At 68.1% G+C, this 15,603-nt stretch carries 11 protein-coding genes; 2 read left to right on the plus strand and 9 right to left on the minus strand.

Going from position 1 to position 15,603, the window contains the following annotated elements; translation table 11 throughout:
* Window positions 1-6 precede the first annotated feature (6 nt).
* The 8 genes from HLB44_RS25910 to nirB form a co-directional block, all read right to left on the minus strand.
* Complete coding sequence (locus tag HLB44_RS25910) at window positions 7-1,137, minus strand: sterol desaturase family protein (protein ID WP_173129493.1); 1,131 nt, start codon at window positions 1,135-1,137, stop codon at window positions 7-9.
* A gap of 80 nt (window positions 1,138-1,217) precedes the next feature.
* Window positions 1,218-2,015 carry a uroporphyrinogen-III C-methyltransferase gene (gene cobA, locus HLB44_RS25915; protein ID WP_173129496.1) on the minus strand — a complete coding sequence of 266 codons (798 nt, stop codon included), beginning with the start codon at window positions 2,013-2,015 and terminating at the stop codon, window positions 1,218-1,220.
* A complete protein-coding gene (gene ybiB / locus HLB44_RS25920; RefSeq protein ID WP_173129499.1) occupies window positions 2,012-2,965 on the minus strand; it encodes a DNA-binding protein YbiB in 954 nt (317 codons plus the stop codon). Before ybiB ends, cobA begins: the two co-directional genes overlap by 4 nt.
* A gap of 3 nt (window positions 2,966-2,968) precedes the next feature.
* Entirely contained in the window at window positions 2,969-4,951 is a 1,983-nt protein-coding gene (locus HLB44_RS25925; protein WP_217283811.1) for a DmsC/YnfH family molybdoenzyme membrane anchor subunit, read from the minus strand.
* A gap of 10 nt (window positions 4,952-4,961) precedes the next feature.
* Window positions 4,962-7,211, minus strand: coding sequence for a molybdopterin oxidoreductase family protein (locus tag HLB44_RS25930; protein WP_173129502.1), 2,250 nt, complete (start codon window positions 7,209-7,211; stop codon window positions 4,962-4,964).
* Window positions 7,212-7,226: 15 nt separating this feature from the next.
* Window positions 7,227-7,604 (minus strand): nitrite reductase small subunit NirD, encoded by a 378-nt coding sequence (gene nirD / locus HLB44_RS25935; protein WP_173129505.1) that lies wholly within the window; start codon window positions 7,602-7,604, stop codon window positions 7,227-7,229.
* Window positions 7,601-8,395 (minus strand): type IV pili methyl-accepting chemotaxis transducer N-terminal domain-containing protein, encoded by a 795-nt coding sequence (locus HLB44_RS25940; RefSeq protein ID WP_173129508.1) that lies wholly within the window; start codon window positions 8,393-8,395, stop codon window positions 7,601-7,603. Before HLB44_RS25940 ends, nirD begins: the two co-directional genes overlap by 4 nt.
* Window positions 8,392-10,842 (minus strand): nitrite reductase large subunit NirB, encoded by a 2,451-nt coding sequence (gene nirB, locus HLB44_RS25945; RefSeq protein ID WP_173129511.1) that lies wholly within the window; start codon window positions 10,840-10,842, stop codon window positions 8,392-8,394. The genes HLB44_RS25940 and nirB overlap by 4 nt, the downstream gene beginning before the upstream one ends.
* A gap of 81 nt (window positions 10,843-10,923) precedes the next feature.
* Here nirB and HLB44_RS25950 point away from each other — a divergent pair, with 81 nt between their 5' ends.
* Complete coding sequence (locus HLB44_RS25950) at window positions 10,924-12,639, plus strand: bifunctional protein-serine/threonine kinase/phosphatase (RefSeq protein WP_173129514.1); 1,716 nt, start codon at window positions 10,924-10,926, stop codon at window positions 12,637-12,639.
* Between the two features lie 14 nt (window positions 12,640-12,653).
* On the opposite strand, the gene HLB44_RS25955 is transcribed toward HLB44_RS25950, so the two are convergent.
* Complete coding sequence (locus HLB44_RS25955; protein WP_173129517.1) at window positions 12,654-13,931, minus strand: MFS transporter; 1,278 nt, start codon at window positions 13,929-13,931, stop codon at window positions 12,654-12,656.
* A gap of 249 nt (window positions 13,932-14,180) precedes the next feature.
* On the opposite strand from HLB44_RS25955, the gene HLB44_RS37980 reads away from it, so the two are divergent.
* Window positions 14,181-15,473 (plus strand): ANTAR domain-containing protein, encoded by a 1,293-nt coding sequence (locus tag HLB44_RS37980; protein ID WP_173129520.1) that lies wholly within the window; start codon window positions 14,181-14,183, stop codon window positions 15,471-15,473.
* Window positions 15,474-15,603: the final 130 nt, after the last annotated feature.

The following is a 15,603-nucleotide window of genomic DNA, read 5'->3' on the forward strand; positions in this document are numbered from 1 at the left end:
GAGCGCCTACCCCTTCCAGACGAACGGAAACTTCAGCTGCTGCCAGAACCCGTTCGGCACGTAGTCGCCGACCACGCCGTACTGCTCGGGCCATTCGCGGTCCGACTTCACCGCCGTTCCGAACAGGTAGTCGAGGAACGCGTAGTGCGCCGCGTAGTTGCGATCGATCGCCTCGTCGTCCTGCGAGTGGTGCCAGTGGTGGAAATTCGGCGTGACGATCAGGTAGCGCAGGGGCCCGAGGCGCACGCTGACGTTGGCGTGATTGAAGACGGCCTGGAAGCCGACGATGACGATGTAGGCGTCGATGACCTCCTTGCTGAAGCCGAGCACGTAGATGGGGGCAAGCACCAGCGTGCGGGTGATCAGCAGCTCGCCGATGTGCTGGCGTGAGCCGGCTATCCAGTCCATGCTCTTGACGCTGTGGTGCACCGCGTGCAGCCGCCACAGCACGGGGATCTCGTGGTACGCGCGGTGCGTCCAGTACTGCATCAGGTCGGCGACCAGCACGATCAGCAGCAGCCCGGCCCAGAACGGCAGCCCCTGCACCCAGCCGCGCAGGCCGTCGTTCGCGGCCCAGCCGAAGAGCTTGTGCACGGCGAGGTTGGTTGCCAGCAGCACGAAGCCGACGACCATGTGGTTGACGATGAAGTGGTTGAAGTCGGTCTGCCACTCGGCGCGGAAGACCGGCTGGTCGCGGCGCAATGCGAACAGTTTCTCGATGAAGATGAAGATCAGCGACGAGCCGAGCAGGTCGAGGATGAACCAGTCGAGGCCGATGTAGGGCGTGTTGTCCGGGAAGTCGTTGACCGGCACCTGGTGACCGCCGAGCAGCGCGGTGACCAGGATCAGCACGAAGGCCGCCGACGACAGCCAGCGCGCGCGGCCGAAGACGATGTTGACCAGCGACAGCCCGCCGGTGATGACCATCGCCGCCATCATCAGCCGCCGCATCCATTCGACGTCGTAGCTCTTGCGCAGCTCGGGCGTCGTCAGGTACTGCGGAAAGTGGAATGCGAGCACGCCGAGGAAGCACAGCACGGCGAGCATCAGCGCGATGACGCCGGTGACCATGCCGCGGCCGGCGCGGATCTCGCCGTGCGACTCGCTCAGGCGGTTCAGCTTCTCCAGCGATTCCATGGCGACAGTCGGCAGTTGCGGTTGGCGCGGATTATCCGGACGCCGCCGCGCGCTGCGATGTCAGCCGTGTCGCGTGTGTTTCAGGCCGCCTGCGCGTGTTGCAGCGGCGTTTCAGCGGCCAGCGCCAGCGCGCCGCGCAGCACGTCGCCGAGGATGATGATTGCCGGGCTGCCGAGTCCTTCGCGGGTTATCGTCTCGGCAAGCTCACCGAGCACGGTGAGCACCTGGCGCTGCTGCGGCAGGCTGGCGTGCTGCACCACCGCGGCCGGCGTTTCGGGCGGCAGCCCCTGCAGCAGGCCGGCCTGCAGCTGCGGCCACTCGGCGACGCCCATGTAGATCACCAGCGTCAGGCCCTGCGCGGCGGCCGCGGCCAGCGTCGGCCAGTGCAGCGGCGCGCCGCCGGGCTTGGCGTGGCCGGTGACCAGCATCACGCCGTGCGCATGCGTGCGGTGCGTCAGCGGCACGCCGAGCGTCGCGCTGGCGGCCACCGCGGCGGTGATGCCGCTGGCGATCTCGACCTCGATGCCGTGGGCGCGCAGCGCCTCGGCTTCTTCGCCGCCGCGGCCGAAGACGAAGGGGTCGCCGCCCTTGAGCCGCACGACGCGCTCGCCCGCCAGCGCCTCATTGATCATCAGCCGGATGATGAATTCCTGCGGCGTCGAACGGCAGCCGCCGCGCTTGCCGACATGGACGATGCGCGGCTTGCGCTTGCGGCCGGCCAGCGCCCGCTCGACCACCGCATCGGAGACCAGGTCGTCGACCAGCAGCACGGTGGCGCGGCGGATCAGGCGGATCGCGCGCAGCGTCAGCAGCTCGGGATCGCCGGGACCGGCGCCGACGAGGGCGCACCAGGGACTGGAGGCAGCAGAGGACTTCAAGCGCGGCGCTCCTTGGCGGGCACGGATTGCATGCGTTCCAGGCTCTGCAGCAGCAGGTTCACCTGGCGTTCGAGCGGCGCCGGCGCGGGCTTCTCGCCGGACAGCACGGCCTGGACATAGACGGCCACCGTCGCCGCATCGATCGCGCGCGGCAGCAGCGGCAACTCGGCGAGGCTGCCTTCCTGCGCCGGGCAGCCGAGCTCGGGCTGCGGTGCACCGCTGAGCCAGGTCTCGATCTTCGGGCAGCGGCGTGGGTCGGCGACGGCCTCGCCTTCGGTGCCGCGCAGCAGCATCAGATCGCCCTCGGTGCGGCGCGCGAAATCGGCCATCAGTGCGCCGAATTCGGGGTGGGTGTGGCTCGCGAGGCGCAGTGCCGGCGCATCGGCGATCGGCTGCATCAGCTTGGCGATGGTGTGGCCGGAGTTGCGCAGGCCCACGACCCAGCGCACATCGAGCAGGCGCTGCAGCGGCGGGCAGAGCGCTTCGGTCAGCATGAAAGCGGGCTCGTGGCGGCGCCAGCACTCGTGCACCGCTGCGGCGTTGTCAGCCGGCGGCATGCCCATCGCGGCAAAGACCTCGGCGCTGGTGACGCGCGCCCGGTCGTGTCGCTGGCCATGCACCAGCACCCGCGCGCCTTCCTGGGCCAGCCGCATCGCCAGCAGCGGCGTCAGGTTCGGCAGCTTGCGCGCGCCGTTGTAGCTGGGGATCACGATCACCGGCCGGTCGCTGTCGATCATCAGCGTGCGCGCATGCATCGCGTCGGCGAAGCCGATCAGCTCGTCGACCGTCTCGCCCTTGATGCGCATCGACAGCGCGAAGGCACCGATCTCCAGGTCGGTGACGGTGCCGTCGAGCACCTGGGCCATCAGGTCCTGCGACTGCGCCTTGTCCAGCGAGCGGGCACCGGCCGCGCCGCGGCCGATCTCCTTGATGTACGGGGCAATGCTCATCGCTCAAGGATAGTGACGCAGCGGCGCCACGCCAACCTGCGGCAGGTTCGCCAGGCCGATGTCGCGTGCATGCTCCTCGAAGGCCTTGTTCTTCCAGAAGAAGGCGCCGGGCATCGTGGTCGGGATCACCAGCACGTAGAAGAGCGCGCGGCCGACCAGGCTGGTGAACAGCGTCACCACGCCGACCAGTGCCCAGCCGGCCAGCGTGTACACGCTGGCGCCATCGACGGCCAGCACCGTCAGCAGGCCGGCGGCCAGCAGCAGGTTGCTGCCCAGCAGCGCGTTGCGCAGCAGGAAGGTCTTGCCGAAGGTGGTGGTCTGGATGTAGTACGACGCGCCGCCTTCGTTCTGCGCGGTGCCCATCGCCTTGGCATGCGCGACGTGGCCGATCGCCTCGATCGCCAACCCCAGCGTCAGCAGCGTGCCGAAGACCAGCGCGGCGCCATCGCGCGGCACATCGATGACCGCCAGCGTGCCCAGCACCACCGCGCCGGCCAGCAGCGAGCCCAACGACAGCACGCTGCCGCCGAAGGCCGTGGCCACCTGCCAGTGGTCCCAGAACGGCCGCGCCTTGATGCGGTAGCAGCGGTTCATGTAGTAGAGCCCCGCCGCGCCGCCCAGCAGCGCCAGCACGCCCGAGCCGACGCCGAGCGCCCGCACGATCGGCGACGCGGCGAAGGCGCCGATGTCCGCGCCGAACACCGCCTGCCAGATCGCCTGGAACCAGGCATTGCCCGGCAGGCTCGCCAGGATGTGCAGCCCGAGGCCGCCGATGAAGATCGCGATGCCCAGGCCTTCACGCGAGACCGGCGAATGGCGCAGGTTGTTGAAGCCGCGGTAGAAGCGCTTCGGCTTGCCCAGGTGCATCGTCGACATGAAGAGGCCGAAGGCCACCAGCATGAAGTTGACGATCGCCAGCGGCGCATACAGCGCCGACTCGGCAAAGGCGGTGAAGCCCTGCAGTCCGGCCAGCGCGCCGCCGAATTGCAGCGCGAAGGCGCCGGCGGCGGCCTGCGCGGCCAGCGTGAACAGCACCAGCGGGTTCTCGCGCGACGACAGGCGCTTGAAGTTCCAGTGCGGCTCCTTGCCGCGTTTCTGGTCGACGGCGCTGCGGTAGCGGCCGTGTTCGTCCTTGTGGTATTTCACCGGCATCGAGTCGGTGCGCTTCATCTCGTCCGGCAACTGCTTGATCTGCTGGAAGCGGATGTTCGGCTTGGTGATCTCGGGCGACGGGAAGCCGGGGATCTCGATGCGCGCCTGCTCGCGGTTCGCCGGGATGTTCTCGATCACGCCGAAGTCGAGCGCGTTGCCGACGCAGGCCGAGACGCAGGCCGGCTTCAGGCCGACTTCGAGGCGGTCCACGCACATGTTGCACTTCGAGACCTGGCCCTTGACCGGGTCGAGCTGCGGCGCGTTGTAGGGGCACACCCACGTGCAGTAGCCGCAGCCGAAGCAGGTCTCGGGGTCCTGCAGCACCGCGCCGTATTCGGTGTGCTTGGTGTAGGCGCGCGTCGGGCAGCCCTTCAGGCAGACCGGGTCATCACAATGGTTGCAGGCCATCGAGATGTTCATGCGCTTGTAGTCGGGGAAGCTGCCGCCCTCGACATAACCCACCGAGCGGAACGCGAAGTGCGCCGGCGTCTCGTTCTTTTCGGCGCAGGCCGCTTCGCAGGCATGGCAGCCGATGCAGTTGTCGGCGGTGAAGAAGAAGCCGTGCTGCTTGTTGCGGTTCGGATTGATGCCGACGGCCGGGTTCTCGTTGATGAACATCGAGCGGCCGACCGGCAGCTTGCCTTCGGTCAGCTCGATCAGGTCGACCTTCTGGCCGTAGCGATTGGTGTCCTGCACGACGGGGTCGCGCAGCTTCGCGTAGACCTGCTCTTCGGTGCGGAGCTCCCAGATCTTCTTGGCCACGGGGGGCGGCTGCATCGCCGCTTCCTGCGCATTGGCCAGCAGCCGGTCCAGGTCCATCGTCGTGGGCTTCATCGGGGTGTCCTCAGAACGCGCGGCGTTCGACGTTGAGCCGGGCAGCGAGCTGCTGATCGATCTTCTCGATGCGCACCGCGTTCTGCTTGAACGCGGGCTGGCGTGAATACGGGTCGAGCAGGCCGAGCGTCAGGCGGTTGACGCAATCGTGGAAGTGGAAGGGGATGAACACCATGTCGCGGCCGACGCGATGCGTCAGCTGCACCATCACGACGGCATCACCGCGCCGGCTGACCAGGCGCACGTAACTCTGGTGCTCGATGCCGAGCTCCTGCGCCGCATCGGGGTTCAGCTCCATGTACGGCGTCGGGCTGAACTTGTTGCAGTTGCCGATCTTGCCGGTGCGCGTGCGGGTGTGGAAATGCTCGACGACGCGGCCCGAATTGAGCCAGAACGGGTATTCGTCGTCCGGGCATTCGTTGTTGTTGACGAAGCGCACCGGAATCAGCTTCGCGCGGCCGTCGGGGGTCTGGAAGACGCCATCGGTGTACAGCCGCGGGTTGCCGAGGAAGTCCATGCGCTGCTTCATGTCGAACTGGCCGGCCGGGCCGAACTGGGCCTCGTCGGCGAGCGCCTGCTCCTCGCTGTAGGGCCACTGGATGCCGCGCGCGGCCTCGATGCGGTCGTAGCTCATGCCGGAGATGTCGAGCGTGCGGCCGGCGCCTTTGGAGAGCTCTTTCATTTCCTCGAACGCGCCTTCGGGCGTCGGCGGGAAATGAATGGCATTGCGGTCCTGGAAGCGTTGCGCCATTTCATTGAAGATCCAGAAGTCGGCCTTCGAATCGGCGAACGGCGGCAGCACGTTGCGCGTGAGGTTCACGCGCCGCTCGGTGTTGGTGTGGCAGCCTTCCTTCTCGGCCCACACGGCGGCCGGCAGGAAGACGTGCGAGTACTGGTTGGTCTCGACGTCCTCGTAGACGTCCTGCACCACCAGGAACTCCAGGTTCTCCATCGCCTTGCGAATGCGCGGCTGGTTCGGCATCGAGGTCATCGGGTTGGTGGCGATCAGCCACAGGCCCTTGATCTCGCCGGATTCGATGGCCGGGAAGATGTCGGTCTGCGCCAGCCCGCGTGCCGCCGGGAAGAAGCTCTCGTCGATGTTCCAGAACTCGGCGACGGCCTTGCGGTCCTTCTCCTTCTCCAGCGCGCGGTAGCCGGGCAGGCCCGAGCACGACGACCACTCGCGCGTGCCCATCGCATTGCACTGGCCGGTGATCGACAGGCTGGTGCCGCCGGGCTTGCCGATGTTGCCGGTGACCAGGTTCAGGTTGTTGATGTTGACGACGCCGTCCGAGCCGTGGGTCGACTGGTTGATGCCCATCGTCCAGATGCTCATCGCCGCCGGCGCCTTGGCGTACAGACGCGCCACCTGGCGGATGCGGTCCTCGTCGATGCCGCAGACGTGCTGCGCGGTCTTCGGGTCGTATTGCTCCAGCACCAGCGTGCGGATCTCGTCGATGCCGTTGGTGTGCCTGGCGATGTAGTCCTTGTCTTCGAGGCCTTCCTTGAAGATCACGTGCAGCATCGCGTTGATCAGCACGGTGTCGGTGCCCGGCGTGATCGGCAGGTGGATGTCGGCGAACTGCGCCAGCATCGTCACGCGCGGGTCGATCACGATCAGCGGGAACTTGCGCTTTTCCAGCGCTTCCTTCAGCCGCCAGTAGATGATCGGATGCTGCTCCGGCAGGTTCGAGCCGAAAGCCATCAGGCAATGCGTGTGCTCGAAGTCGCCGTAGCAGCCGGGCGGGCCGTCGGAGCCGAACGAGCGCTTGTAGCCCGACACCGCCGAGGCCATGCAGAGCGTGGTGTTGCCGTCGTAGTTGTTGGTGCCGATCTGGCCGCGCACCAGCTTGCCGAGCGTGTAGAACTCTTCGGTCAACAACTGGCCGGTGGAGACGACGGCGAACGAATCGCGCCCGTACTTGGCCTGGATCTCCTTGATCTTCGCCGCGGTCTTGTCGAGCGCGACATCCCAGCTCGCCGGCTGGAAGGGCAGGTGCGCCTTGTCGCGCATCAGCGGCATGCGGCCACGGCCAGGGGACTCGAACAGCTCATGCTCGAGCAGGCCCTTGATGCACAGCTTGCCGCGATTGACGTCGGCGCCGGCATGGCCGCGGCTGGTGACGATGCGGCCCTTGTCGTTCAGGCCGATCTCGATCGCGCAGCCGGTCGAGCAGTAGTTGCAGGTCGTGTACTTCCATTCGGCCACGTCCTTGACCGGAATGGTGATCGGTTTGCGGTGCTTGCGGCCGAAGAGCATGGGGTCGTGTCTCGCTCAGGCGGTCTGTTCGAAGGCTTCGATGGCCAGGCGGTTCAGCTCCTCGGCATCGAGGTGCACGACGCCGTTGTCGTCGAGCTTGACGCGGAAGGGCGTGGTGCAGCCGACATCGGGCGCCTTGGCGCAGCCGTCGGCCAGGCCGATGTTCCAGTTGTGCAGCGGGCAGGCGACGCTTTCGCCCATCACGATGCCCTGGCTCAAGGGGCCGCCCTTGTGCGGGCAGCGGTCGAGCAGCGCGAAGACCTTGTCGTCGGCATTGCGGAAGATCGCGACGGCGGTGCCGTGTTCACGCGCCACGCGGCGCGCGCCGAGCACCGGGATGTCCTCGATGCGGCAGATGGACTTCCACTGCGCGCTGTTCGTCGGTTGATTCATGAGTAGAGACCTTGCTTGGAGAACATGCCGGTGACGCCATCCATCAATTGCAGGATGCGTTCGCTGGTCGTGAAGACATTCGTCATCAGCCGGGCATCGGACTGGCCGGGGCGCAGGTTGCGCAGCGCGGCGGCGAAGAAGACGAACTGCTGGTCGGCCAGATCGAGCTGGGTCTTGATCTGCGGCGTGGCTTCGGGGGCGGTGAAGAGCACCTGGTGCGCCTGCACGAATTCGTCGCGCGCCGTGGCCAGTTCCTTCGTCGACACGCTGACGTCGACGCCCCAGCTCGCGCTCAGGTAGAACGCCGCCATGCGCTGGCTCAGCATGCGCTGGCGGCCGGCGATGTTGACGAGCCGGCCGAGTGACTTGCCCGACTGCTTCTCGAGCAGCCCGGTGCCCTGGTGCGCCAGCTTCAACACGCCGCCTGCGGCGCCGAACATCTCGGCCGCACGCTCGCGCGCCGGCTTGGCGCCGACCAGCACCGCCTTGTAGTCGCCCCAGGCCTGTTCGAGATCGACGTAGCAGCGCTTGATCTCCGGCGTCGGCGCGAAGACCTTCAGCTCGACCAACTGACGATCGAACAAGCCCATCGACGCGGCGAGTACCTCGCCCGCCAGGTCCGGCAGCACACCCTGGCCGAGCGCGCTGTAGCTCTTGGCCATGCGCTGGCTCAGCATGCGCTGGCGGCCGGCCTTGTTGATCGCGTCGTTCAGGTCGATGACCTGCGCGCGTGCGACCGCCGGCAGCAGCGCGGCGCTGCCGGCAGCGGCGATCAGATGGCGGCGTTTCATGCCGAGGCCACCGGCTCGAACTGGCGCACGTCGACCTTCGCCTTGTCGAAGTCGAACCACGGATCGGGTTCACCTTCGAGCGAGAACTTCAAGCGCTCCCACAGTGCCTTGCGGTTCGCGGCGTCGTCGAGGATCTTGGCCTTGACCACGTCGAGGCCGACACGGCCGACCCAGTGGCAGGTGCGTTCGAGGTACCAGCCTTCCTCGCGGTACAGCTGCAGGAAGGCGCCCGAGTACTCGAGCACCTCTTCTGCTGTCTTCACCTTGACGAAGAACTCGGCCACCTCGGTCTTGATACCGCCGTTGCCGGCGACGTAGATTTCCCAGCCCGAATCGACGCCGATCACGCCGACGTCCTTGATGCCGGCCTCGGCGCAATTGCGCGGGCAGCCGGAGACAGCAAGCTTCACCTTGTGCGGCGCGTACATGCGCCACAGCGCGCGCTCCAGGTCCTTGCCCATCTGCGTGGAATCCTGCGTCCCGAAACGGCACCACTCGCTGCCGACGCAGGTCTTCACGGTGCGCAGCGCCTTCGCATAGGCATGGCCCGAAGGCATGCCGATGTCCTTCCAGACGTTGACCAGGTCTTCCTTCTTCACCCCTAACAGGTCAATGCGCTGGCCACCGGTGACCTTGACGGTCGGGATCTTGTACTTGTCGACGACGTCGGCGATGCGGCGCAATTCATCGGCCGTGGTCTCGCCGCCCCACATGCGCGGGATCACGCTGTAGGTGCCGTCCTTCTGGATGTTGGCGTGCGAGCGCTCGTTGATGAAGCGCGATTGCGGATCGTCCTGCGCTTCCTTGGGCCAGGTGCTCAGCAGGTAGTAGTTGATGGCAGGGCGGCACGACGAGCAGCCGTTCGGCGTGCGCCAGCCGAGCGTCTTGTAGACGCCCTGGATCGTCAGCAGCTTGCCGCCATCGGGCAGCGGCTTGCGGATCGCTTCGCGCACCTCGGCATGGCTCGAGTCGGTGCAGCCGCACATCGGCTTCTTCTTCGGCGCCGCCGAGTAGTCGCCGCCGGCGGTGAACATCAACAGCTGTTCGACCAGGCCGGTGCATGACCCGCAGGAGGCGCTGGCCTTGGTCTGCTTGCGCACCTCGTCGAGCGTGAACAGGCCCTTGTCCTTGATGGCCTTGCAGATGGTGCCCTTGTTGACGCCGTTGCAGCCGCAGACCTCGTCCGAATCGGCCATCGCGGCGGCCTTGTTGTGGCCCTCGTGGCCGACATCGCCGATGTTCGATTCGCCGAGCAGCAGCTTGTCGCGGATGTCGCTGACCTTGCGGCCGTCACGCAGCAGCTTGAAGTACCAGCTGCCGTCGACCGTGTCGCCGTACAGGCAGGCGCCGACCAGCTGGTCGTTCCTGATGACCAGCTTCTTGTAGACGCCGCCGAACGGATCGCTCATCACGATCTCTTCGCAATCCGGGCCGCCCATGAAGTCGCCGGCCGAGAACAGGTCGATGCCGGTGACCTTCAGCTTGGTCGAGGTCTGGCTGCCGACGTAACGGCCGATGCCGAATTCGGCGAGGTGCGTCGCGCAGACCTTGCCCTGCTCGAACAGCGGCGCTACCAGCCCGTAGGCGATGCCGCGGTGCGCCGCGCATTCGCCGACCGCGTAGATGCGCGGATCGGTGGTCGTCTGCAGCGTGTCGTTGACGACGATGCCGCGATTGCAATGCAGGCCCATCGTCTCGGCCAGCTCGGTGTTCGGGCGGATGCCGGCGGCCATCACGACGAGATCCGCGGGTATCTCCGTGCCATCCTTGAACTGCACCGCCATCACACGGCCGGACTTGTCGCCGATCAGCGATTGGGTCTGCGCGCCGATCAGGAACTTCAGGCCCCGCGCTTCGAGCGACTTCTGCAGCAGCTTGCCCGCGGCGCCATCGAGCTGGCGCTCCATCAGCCACGGCATGATGTGCACCACGCTGACCTGCATGCCGCGCAGCATCAGCCCGTTGGCCGCTTCCAGCCCGAGCAGGCCGCCGCCGATGACGACGGCATGCTGGTACTTCTGCGCCGCCTCGATCATCGTATTGGTGTCGGCGATGTCGCGGTAGGCGATCACGCCGTCGAGCTCCTTGCCCGGCACCGGCAGGATGAAGGGGTTCGAGCCGGTGGCCATCAGCAGGCGGTCGTATTCGGCCGTCGTGCCGTCCTCGGCGATCACCAGGCGGCGCGTGCGGTCGACCTTGACCACCTTCTTGCCCAGGTGCAGCGTGATCCTGTTTTCCTCGTACCACGACAGCGGGTTGAGGATGATCTCGTCGACCGTCTGCTCGCCGGCGAGCACCGGGCTCAGCAGGATGCGGTTGTAGTTCGGATGCGGCTCGGCGCCGAAGACGGTGATGTCGTACAGGTCCGGCGCGATCTTCAGCAGCTCTTCGATCGTGCGCACGCCGGCCATGCCGTTGCCGACCATCACGAGCTTCATCTTTTTCATCATCGAATCTCCAACAACCGGACGTTCAAGGGTTAGCAATCACAGTGCCAATGCAGCGCGAACGGCAGAATGCGCGCCGCTATGAGCTTTCAAGTCGATATCGGGCGCGCCAGCGAACGCGGGCAGCGCGAAAAGAACGAGGACTTCGCGGCGGCATTGGCCGCCGACGAAGCGAGTCGCGGATTGATCTGCGCGATTGCCGACGGCGTCTCGGCGGGCGGCCACGGCCGCGCCGCGGCGCAGACCGCGGTGATCTCGCTGGTCAATGACTTCCATGCGGTGCCGGCGACCTGGGAAACCACGGTCGCGCTCGATCGGCTGATCGGCGCGCACAACGCCTGGTTGGCCGACCACAACCGCCGCCGCAGCGACGACGCATCGGGCCTGACGACGCTGACCGCGCTGGTGCTGCAGGGCCAGACCTGGACCGTGGCGCACGTCGGCGATACGCGCGCCTGGCTGCTGCGCGACAGCGAGCTGGTGTGCCTGACGCAGGACCATGCGCTCGACCACCCGGACCTGCGCAGCCAGCTGACCCGCGCGCTCGGCCTCGAGGACACGGTGCGGGTCGACTTCCACCAGGGCGCGCTGCAGGTCGGCGACCGGCTGCTGCTGAGCAGCGACGGCGTGCATGGCGTGCTGAAGACGCGCAAGCTGGCGCAGTTGCTGGGCGAGGCGCAGCCGGCGCAGGCCGTGGCCGAGTTGATCACCCAGGCCGCGCTGCAGGCCGGCAGCAAAGACAACGTCACCGCGCTGGTGCTGCAGGTGCAGGGCCTGGCGAGCCAGCGCCTGGACGATGCGTTGATCAGCGGCCGCCAGCTGCCGGCGGCGCCGCGGCTGAAGGTGGCTGACCAGCTCGACGGCTACACCATCACGGCGCTGATCGCCGACACCGGCGTGCACCGGCTCTACCAGGCACGTGACGCGGCCACGCGTGAGCTCGTCGCGATCAAGACACTGCACGAATCGCGTGCCGGAGATGCCGAGGAGCGCGCGATGCTGGCGCACGAGGCCTGGCTGGGCCAGGTCGTCAGCGAGCGCGACGCGCAGGGCTTCGTGCGCGTGCGCACGCCCACTGCGCCGAACACGCCGAGCGCCTTCTACGTCGTCTTCGACTGGCACGCAGGCACCACTTTGGAGCATCTGCTCGCCGAGCAGCACCGTTTCGGCATCGACGAGGTGCAGCAGGGCGTGATCGCCATCACGCGCGCGCTCGGCCGGCTGCATCGCCAGCGGGTGATCCACCGCGACGTCAAGCCGGGCAACCTGCACCTCGGCGATGACGGCCAATGGCGCCTGCTCGACCTGGGCGCTGCCGTGTCCGGCAACGAGCCCGCCGCGGTGCGCAGCCTGCATGCCGGCACGCCGAGCTACATGAATCCCGAGCAATGGGGCGAGGGTGAACACGCGTCGGCCGATGCGATGAGCGATCTCTACGCGCTGGGCGCCACGCTCTACCGCTGGTTGACCGGCCGCCTGCCGTACGGCGAGATCGAGCCGTACCAGACCGGGCGTTTCCGCCGCGATCCGGTCGCCCCGTCGCGCATCCGGCCCGATGTGCCGATCTGGCTCGATCACGTGGTGCTGAAGGCCGTTGCGCGCGATCGGCGCCAGCGCTTCGAGACCGCCGAGGAACTGCTGCTCGCGCTGGAACGCGGCGCCTCGCGCCCGCTCGCCGCGCCGCACGCAACGCCGCTGGTGCATCGGGACCCCGCGGCGCTGTGGAAGATCGCGCTCGCGGTCTCGCTGGGCTTCAATGCGCTGCTGGTGGTCTGGTTGTTGTTCTTGCCGCGCTGACGGGATCGGTCGAATCATCGAGCCGCCTTGGCCTCCGGCCGTGCCGCGGGCTTGACCGGCGCATAGTGGGTTTCGGTCGATTCGGTTGCGCGGGCGCGCCCGCCCTTCTCAGCCCAAGTACGCGTCCACCGGATCTGCACGATGCGCAGCATCGCGAGCATCAGCAGCGCGAGGACCGTGAAGGCGAGGAAACCGCCCAGGTAGCTGCCGCTGTACTGCTTCGACAAGCCCATCGCGTTCGGCAGGAAGCCGCCGCCGAGCGCACCGACCTCGCCGATCATCGAGCCCGCGACGGCCGTCGTCAGCGGCCAGCGCAGCGGAACCAGCTGGAACAGCGCGCCGTTGCCCGCTCCGAGCGCAGCGAAGCACAGCATGAACAGCAGCGTCGTCAGCACCAGCGAGCCGCCGGCGAAGCCGCACAGCGTCAAGGTCGCGGCCACCAACAGCAGCACGCCGCTCAACGTGTGGATGCCGCCGATGCGGTCGGAGATGTAGCCGCCGACGACGCGCACGCCCGAGCCCATCAGCGTCGCCAGCATCGTCAGCTGGCCGGCCTCGACCTTGCTGACCTTGAACTGGTCGTGGAAGTAGGTGGGCAGGAAGCTCGCCAGGCCGATGAAGCCGCCGAAGGTGACGATGTAGATCAGGCTGAACGCCCAGCCGTCCTTCTCGAACAGGCAACTGACGTGTTGGCGCAGGGTCTGGTGCTCACGATCGGGCGGCTCCTTGGCCGCGAACCACATCACCAGCATCGGCAGCAGCATCGTCAGCGCCGCCAGGCCGTAGACCGACTGCCAGCCGAACTTCATCGCCAGCGGCGGCGCGAACAGCACGGCCAGCACGGTGCCCGAGTTGCCGGCGCCGGCGATGCCCATCGCCAGGCCCTTGTAGCGCGGCGGATACCAGCCCGAGCCCAGGCTCAGCGCGACGCCGAAGCTCGCGCCGGCGATGCCCAGCAGCACGCCCATCGCCAGCACGCTGTCGTAGCTGTCGACGAAGACGTAGCCGAAGCCCAGCGCGGCGACGATCAGCGCCATCTCGACCATCGCGGCGTTCTTGCGCCCGATGTACTGCGCCAGCACGCCGAGCGGAAAGCGCATCAGCGCGCCGGCGAGGATCGGCACCGAGATCATGAAGCCCTTCTGCGCCGGCGAAAGCGAGAAGGTCTCGCTGATGAACGGACCCATCGCGCCGTTGAGCACCCAGACCGCAAAGCAGAAGTCGAAGTACAGGAACGAGGCGAACAGGGTGGGCCAGTGGCCGGAGCGCACGAAGGTCTTGAATGCCGACATGGTGGGTGGGTGTGGGGTGGGCGGTCGGGCGGAGGGCCCGTGTGGTGCGACGGCGGCGCTGGTGCGCGCCGGAGCAGGCTGACGGGGCACGGCGTGCCCGGACCGGGATCGCGGCATGGTGCGGGGCACCACGGTCGGCCTGGAAGCCGACCCGGATGCATCGTCACACCCGGCAGGTGCTGCTATGCAACAAGCGTGCCGCGCGGTCTGGCCTATGCTCGCAGCCGGATGAAGCCTGCCACCGCTCCCGTGGATCGTTCGGAATCGCTTTTGGCCGCCGCGCCGTCTGCCGAGGCCGCAGAGGCGCTCGCGGGGCGCCTGCGTGGTGCGGGCAGGACGGTCGTCGGCACGACGGCATGCTGCAATCTGGTGCGTGAGGCGGTGCGGCTTGCACCGCAAGGGGTCGTCGTCGAGGCCACCGAGGTGGATGCCGAGTTGCTGGCGACGCTGGCGCCGCTGCAGGCCGCGCGGCCGCTGCCGGTGCTGGTCTTCGCGCCGGCGGCGCCCGATCTGGCGGCCGCGGCCTGCGACGCCGGTGTGTGGCATTGGGGCGAAGCGCCCTGCGAACCCGCGGCGCTCGCGCTGACGCTGCCGCTGGTGCTGCATTGGTTCCACCGCCAGCAGGCGCTGCAGCACGAGCTGACGGCGGCGCAGGCCCGGCTCGACGAGCGCAAGTGGGTCGATCGCGCCAAGGGCGTGCTGATGAGCGCGCAGCAGCTGAGCGAACCGGACGCCTTCGCGCTGCTGCGCACCGCGTCGATGCAGACCAACCTGCGCGTCGGCGAGGTCTCGCGCGCGGTGATCGAGGCGGCCGAAGCCGCCGACGCGGTCAATCGCGCCGGCCAGCTGCGCATGCTGTCGCAGCGCATCGTCAAGGCGCTGGCGCTGACGCAGCTGGGCATCGAGCGCGCCTCGGCCGAGGCGCTGCAGCAGGACTCGCTGGCCCGCGCGCAGGCCAGCATCGACCACCTGTCGACCCTTGCGCTGCCCGAAGACGTGCAGCCGCTGCGCGCCGCGGCGCTGGCCTCGTGGCAGGACCTGCAACGCGCTGCCGCGCAGGTGGCGGCCGACCTCGGCTCGGTCGATGCCTTTGCGCAACGCCTGCTCGACGACGCGCAGGGCCTGACCGATGCGCTGGAGCAGCTGTCCGGCCGGCGCAGCCTGCACGTCATCAACCTGAGCGGGCGTCAGCGCATGCTGTCGCAGCGGATCGCCAAGCAGGCGCTGCTCGCCGGCTGCCTGCCCGAGGCGGCGGCGCAGGCGGCCGCGGCAGCAGCGCTGGCCTCGGCCACCGAGTTCGACGCCGCGCTGCAGCAGCTCGAACGTTCGCCGCTGGCCGGCGAGGAGATCCGCGCGACGCTGGCCATCGCCCGCGGCCAGTGGCAGCGGCTGCTCGAGGGCATGCGCGGTGCCGGCGCCGGGGCGGGCCGCCCCGCCCGCGACGGCCGGCTTGCGCTTGCGCGCGAGAGCGAGGCGCTGCTGCAGAGCTTCGAGCGCCTGACCTCGCTCTACGAGCACAGCATGCAGGTGCTGCTGGGGTAGTCGGGATTGCGGCGAGGACGACTCCCCACGCCTGCTCGCGGGGTGCGCCGTCTGCGCCGCTGGGTATCATCGCCAAGCTAGGGAGACACAGCCAGTGCCCGATTGCCCTGCGGAGGGATCGGTCCTCAGA

It is taken from the genome of Pseudaquabacterium terrae (assembly GCF_013266755.1).
Classification (GTDB): domain Bacteria; phylum Pseudomonadota; class Gammaproteobacteria; order Burkholderiales; family Burkholderiaceae_C; genus Pseudaquabacterium; species Pseudaquabacterium terrae.

What these genes read in the sequence shown, in the direction of transcription:
- nirB (WP_173129511.1), bottom strand. Translation starts at nt 10,842, where the DNA reads ATGAAAAAGATGAAGCTCGTGATGGTCGGCAACGGCATGGCCGGCGTG.
- HLB44_RS25940 (WP_173129508.1), bottom strand. Translation starts at nt 8,395, where the DNA reads ATGAAACGCCGCCATCTGATCGCCGCTGCCGGCAGCGCCGCGCTGCTG.
- nirD (WP_173129505.1), bottom strand. Translation starts at nt 7,604, where the DNA reads ATGAATCAACCGACGAACAGCGCGCAGTGGAAGTCCATCTGCCGCATC.
- HLB44_RS25930 (WP_173129502.1), bottom strand. Translation starts at nt 7,211, where the DNA reads ATGCTCTTCGGCCGCAAGCACCGCAAACCGATCACCATTCCGGTCAAG.
- HLB44_RS25910 (WP_173129493.1), bottom strand. Translation starts at nt 1,137, where the DNA reads ATGGAATCGCTGGAGAAGCTGAACCGCCTGAGCGAGTCGCACGGCGAG.
- HLB44_RS25925 (WP_217283811.1), bottom strand. Translation starts at nt 4,951, where the DNA reads ATGAAGCCCACGACGATGGACCTGGACCGGCTGCTGGCCAATGCGCAG.
- ybiB (WP_173129499.1), bottom strand. Translation starts at nt 2,965, where the DNA reads ATGAGCATTGCCCCGTACATCAAGGAGATCGGCCGCGGCGCGGCCGGT.
- HLB44_RS25950 (WP_173129514.1), top strand. Translation starts at nt 10,924, where the DNA reads ATGAGCTTTCAAGTCGATATCGGGCGCGCCAGCGAACGCGGGCAGCGC.
- HLB44_RS25955 (WP_173129517.1), bottom strand. Translation starts at nt 13,931, where the DNA reads ATGTCGGCATTCAAGACCTTCGTGCGCTCCGGCCACTGGCCCACCCTG.